Below are 4,859 nucleotides of genomic sequence, written 5' to 3' on the forward strand. Positions count from 1 at the left end.
GCCCGCCGTCGATGGCTGCACGAAGGTCACTGCGCCCTCCAAGAATCACGCGCAGCCAACACAGCCGGGCGACGCCCACTTTACCGAGGAGGCTCCTGTGTCGCAGCCGTTCGAGGTTTAGCCCGCGGCCGGCTGGGTATCACCGTTTTGGGTGAGGCCGAGGTTCACAAGACCCGGCCCGCCCGCACCGTACGAGGCTTCCGCCGGTAGCCACCCGGACTTTGGTGTCCAGGCAGGTCCCGGCGGCCGAACAGGGAGTGAGGATCGACGATGCACGCAACGCCCGCCCTCCGAGTGGCGCTGATCGACGACTGTGACTTGGTGGCCGCAGGCCTGAGGCACATGTTCGCGGGATCCGCCGGCCGGATCGAGTTAGCCGGATCATGGCACGGATCGGAAATCCCGGAATCCGTCGACATCGCGCTGTACGACCCGTTGCGGCGGCGCAGCGACGACCCTGACGTACTGGGCCGTCTGGTGCGCGACCGTCGGGTCCGACGGGCGGTCGTGTACAGCTGGAATCTGCTGCCGGCACTGATGGACCGCGCGCTGCGCGACGGCGCGTCCGGCTATCTGTCGAAGGCGATGGGCGCACGTGAGCTGGTGGCTGCGCTGGAGCGGGTGCGGGCCGGCCAATTGGTCACCGTGCCCGAACGCCGGACCGCCTCCTGCGGTGGGCAGTGGCCCGGACGCGAGGACGGATTGTCGTCGCGCGAGGCCGAGGTGCTCGCCCTGATCACCCAGGGCATGTCGAACTCCGAGATCGCCGAAGGCATGTATCTGAGCCCCAACTCGGTGAAGAGCTACATCCGCTCCGCGTACCGCAAGATCGGGGTGGCGCGGCGCACCCAGGCCGTCTCCTGGGGCATGCGGCGAGGCCTGCACGCCGGCTATCTGGCAGCCGGGTAAGAAGTCGCGAGTTCCGCCTGTGACTGTTGCGCTTCTCCAATTCGCGTGGCAGGGTCGAAGATGTCTGAGCGGTCAAACCAGGTGCTGACTCGGCTGTACCGAGGAGCGCCATGGCGCACACAGCCGCACCATTCGACCATTCCACCCAGGACCTGTTCGCACTGCTTCATGCCGGCGAGGATTCCGTCGCCCGCCGCCGCATCGCCGAGCGAATCGTGGAGGCACATCTCTCGCTGTGCGACACGCTGGCCGGCCGCTACCGGGGCCGGGGCGTCGACCACGACGACCTGGTCCAGGTCGCCCGGATGGCACTCTGGCTGGCCATCGAGCGGTACCGGGCCGATCAGGGGGCGACCTTCACCTCCTACGCCATCCCGACCATCACCGGGGAACTGAAGCGCTATTTCCGCGACCACTGCTGGATGATCCGTCCGCCGCGGCATCTGCAGGAGTTGCGGGCCAGCGCGGTCGCCCAGCGCAGCGAGTTGGAACAATGCCTCGGACGCGAGTTGGGCGTCGACGAACTCGCACACCAGATGGACGTCTGCGCCCGCGAGCTGCGGGCAGCCCTGGACACCTCGGACAGCTACCAGCCGGCCTCGCTCGACATCGCCTACGGCGACGGATCGCGCGAATCGGTCGGCTCGCAGGTGCCTTCCGAGGAGGATCTGGGCACGACCGTGATCGAGCGCCTCGCGTTGCGGCGAGCGGTCGGACGGCTGTCCGGCCGTGACCGTGCCCTGCTGGCCTGGCGCTTCGTGGAGGAGTGCACCCAGCGTGAGATCGCTCGCCGGCTCGGTGTTTCGCAGATGCAGGTGTCCCGGCTGATCCGCCGGATCATCGAGACTCTGCGCTCGGAACTGGAACCGGAAGCCACCCAGCTCGCCGGTTAAGCGCCCGGATGACGGTGGGAAGGCTCAGCCCGCGAGCAGGGATTGGCCGCCGTCGATCCAGACCTCGGTGCCGGTGAGGTGCGACGCGGCGTCCGAACCGCCACCGGTCGCCTTCAGCAGAGGCAGGTCAGCCGCCCAGCGCCTGGACCAGCTGTTCGTTGAAGGCGGGCAGGTCGTCGGGCTTGCGGCTGGTGATCAGGTTGCCGTCGAGCACGACCTGTTCGTCCACCCATTCCGCACCGGCGTTGCGCAGGTCGGTCTGCAGGCTGGGCCACGAGGTCAGCCGCCGGCCACGCACACAGTCCGCCTCGATCAGCGTCCACGGGGCGTGGCAGATCGCCGCCACCGGCTTGCCGGACGACACGAAGTCACGGACGAAGGCGACCGCCTGTTCGTCGGTGCGCAGGGCGTCCGGGTTGGCGACGCCACCGGGCAGGACGAGCGCCGCATAGTCGTCGACCGAGGCCTCGGCGACCACCACGTCGACCGGACGGGTGCTGCTGGCCTCCAAGTGATGGAACAGCTGGACGGTGCCCGCGTCGGGGGAGATCAGCACCGGGACATGGCCGGCGCGCTCCATCATCTTCCAGGGCTCGGTCAGTTCGACCTCTTCGATGCCTTCGGCAGCAACGAGAAATGCGATGGTCTGCTGTGCTGTGGTGACGGTCATGACTCCACCCTGCGTCGCGGTCCGCCGCCGAACTACACCCGAGTGGAGGAAACCGACGGGGTGCGAACTCAGCCCTTGAGCCCGGCGGAGGCCACCGCTTCCACGAAATGCCGCTGCCCGAACGTGAACCGGGCGCGCCCGTAGGAGGGGCCATGACCGGTTGGGTCGGCACGGTGCTGTCCGTGCTCGCGATGGTCGCTGTGATGGTGGGCGCCGACGTCGCCGCTTGATGCCACCGCCTTGCCGGGGCCGGCTCTTCTCCTGGTCGGTGATCTCGACGACCATCGGGGCCGAGGGGATCGGTAGTCGGTAGTCACATGATCAAATGAGAGGCGAGCGGTTGACCTGAGCACGAACGGTTGACCTGAACGGGTGAACCCTTGATTCTTGGTCGAAGTGCCCGCGCGATACCCCCGGCCGGCGACGCAGCTGTCGCCGACGTGCCGCGGTCGGCGCCGTCGTCCGTTCGGTATCGCGCGTCGGTCGGCACGGGGTGGCAGTGAAGGAGTCAACGGTGACCAAGCAGCAGTACTTGCTCGGGGTCGATATCGGTACCGGCAGCAGCAAAGGCGCCCTGACAACGGTGGACGGCAGGGTCATCGGAATCTCGGAGCAGACGCACATGGTGTCGCTGCCGCGTCCGGGTTGGGCCGAGTTGGATGCCGAGGACGTGTTCTGGCACGACTTCCGAGCCATCTGCGCCGAGCTGATCCCGAAGGCGGTCGATGGTGAGATCGTCGGTGTCGGCGTGAGCGGCATCGGGCCGTGCATCGTGCCCGCTGACGCCTCCGGACAGCCGCTGCGTCCGACGATTCTGTACGGCATCGACACCCGGTCGTCCGCCGAACTGGCCGAGATCACCGAACGCTACGGCGAAGACGAGATCATCGAGACCTGCGGCAATCCACTGAACTCGCAATCGGTGGGCGGGCGAATGCTGTGGCTGAGCCGTCATGAGCCGGAGCTGTGGGCGCGCACCAAGTACTGGTTCATGGCCAGCAGCTACCTGGCGTACAAACTGACCGGTGCGTATGTGCTGGATCACGTCTCGGCGTCCTACTCCGAGCCGTTGTATGACGTGGGCAAGGGCACCTGGGCGACCGAGTGGTGCGAGGATCTCGCACCCGGGATGAAGATGCCCGAACTGGTCTGGCCCTCGCAGGTGGTCGGAACCGTGACCCCGGTTGCTGCCGACATCACCGGCCTGCCGGTGGGCACCCCGGTCGTGCCCGGCAGCATCGACGCCTTCGCGGACGCGATGAGCGTCGGTGTGCGACACCCGGGCGATGCCGTGGTGATCTACGGCTCGACGATGACCATCATCACGGTGACCGATCGGTTCATTCCGGGCCGGCCGCTGTGGGTGAACTCGCACCTGTTCCCCGGCACCTACAACCAGGTGGCCGGCATGGCCACCAGCGGTTCGCTCACCAAGTGGCTGCGCGACCTGTGTGGCGGGGGATTCCACTTCGGCGAGCTGAGCGCCGAGGCGCGGGATGTACCGCCGGGGTCGGATGGTCTGATCACCCTGCCGTACTTCGCGGGTGAGCGGTCGCCGCTGCTCGACCCGGACGCCCGTGGCGTGATGCTCGGCCTGACCCTGAAACACGGACGCGGCCACCTGTACCGGTCGCTGCTGGAGGCAACGGCCTTCGGTGTGGAACACATTTTCGAAGGCATGCGAGCGGCCGGTGTCTCCACCGATCGCGGGTTCGCGGTCGGCGGTGGCACCACTGGCGGGCTGTGGCCGCAGATCGTCTCCGACGTCACCGGCATGACCCAGCAGATCACCGAGCAGTCGGTAGGTGCCTGCTACGGCGACGCGATGTTCGCCGGTGTCGGCATCGGCCTGGTCAGTGAGAACACCGACTGGACGACGCACAGCGGCGTCATCGAGCCCACGCCGGGCGCACGGGAGATCTACCGGCCCTTCTACCAGGCGTACCGGGAACTGCACCCGGCGACCGTCGACCTGCAGCACCGGATGGCCAAGGTCCAGCGCGGCTGACCGCGTCCGGCCAAAACCCCCGTCAAGGGGTGGCGCGGGACCGCATGGTCTGCCTATGGTCACCCGGAGGAACCTGAACCCCACCCTGAAAGGTCTCCCGATATGCGTACTCATCGTCGAGTCCGTGCAGTCGGCCTGCTCAGTATTGCGCTGGCTGCGACCACTCTCTCCGGCGCCCCTGCTCTGGCGACGCCGACCATCAACCCGCAGGTGTTGCCTGCCGAGGCGCCGGTCAGTCTGCCGTCCGGCAAGGTCGGCAAGAACAAGAAGAACCGCTGTCCGCAGCTGAAGCTGGCCGACAACTGGTACGGCGACAACGCCGAGATCATCCAGACGGCCATCGACAAGGCCGGTCGGTGCAGCTGGCCGGGCGGGCGTG

5 protein-coding genes are annotated in these 4,859 nt (G+C 67.6%); 4 read left to right on the forward strand and 1 reads right to left on the reverse strand.

Annotation, left to right across the window (positions count from 1 at the left end; all coding sequences use genetic code 11):
• Positions 1–270: 270 nt before the first annotated feature.
• Positions 271–909, forward strand: a complete 639-nt coding sequence (locus Q0066_RS16555) for a response regulator transcription factor (RefSeq protein ID WP_298135003.1) — start codon at positions 271–273, stop codon at positions 907–909.
• Positions 910–1,019: 110 nt separating this feature from the next.
• Entirely contained in the window at positions 1,020–1,802 is a 783-nt protein-coding gene (locus tag Q0066_RS16560; protein ID WP_298135004.1) for a sigma-70 family RNA polymerase sigma factor, read from the forward strand.
• 127 nt (positions 1,803–1,929) lie between these two features.
• Here the strand turns inward: Q0066_RS16560 and Q0066_RS16565 are convergent, their stop codons facing one another.
• A complete protein-coding gene (locus tag Q0066_RS16565; RefSeq protein ID WP_298135006.1) occupies positions 1,930–2,472 on the reverse strand; it encodes a type 1 glutamine amidotransferase domain-containing protein in 543 nt (180 codons plus the stop codon).
• A 514-nt stretch (positions 2,473–2,986) separates the two neighbouring features.
• Here Q0066_RS16565 and Q0066_RS16570 point away from each other — a divergent pair.
• Both Q0066_RS16570 and Q0066_RS16575 read left to right on the forward strand, forming a co-directional pair.
• Entirely contained in the window at positions 2,987–4,480 is a 1,494-nt protein-coding gene (locus Q0066_RS16570) for an FGGY-family carbohydrate kinase (protein WP_298135008.1), read from the forward strand.
• A 102-nt stretch (positions 4,481–4,582) separates the two neighbouring features.
• Positions 4,583–4,859 (forward strand): hypothetical protein (locus Q0066_RS16575; protein WP_298135010.1); only part of this gene is annotated, 277 nt, incomplete at its 3' end.

It is taken from the genome of Micropruina sp., from assembly GCF_027492755.1.
Classification (GTDB): Bacteria; Actinomycetota; Actinomycetes; order Propionibacteriales; family Propionibacteriaceae; genus Micropruina.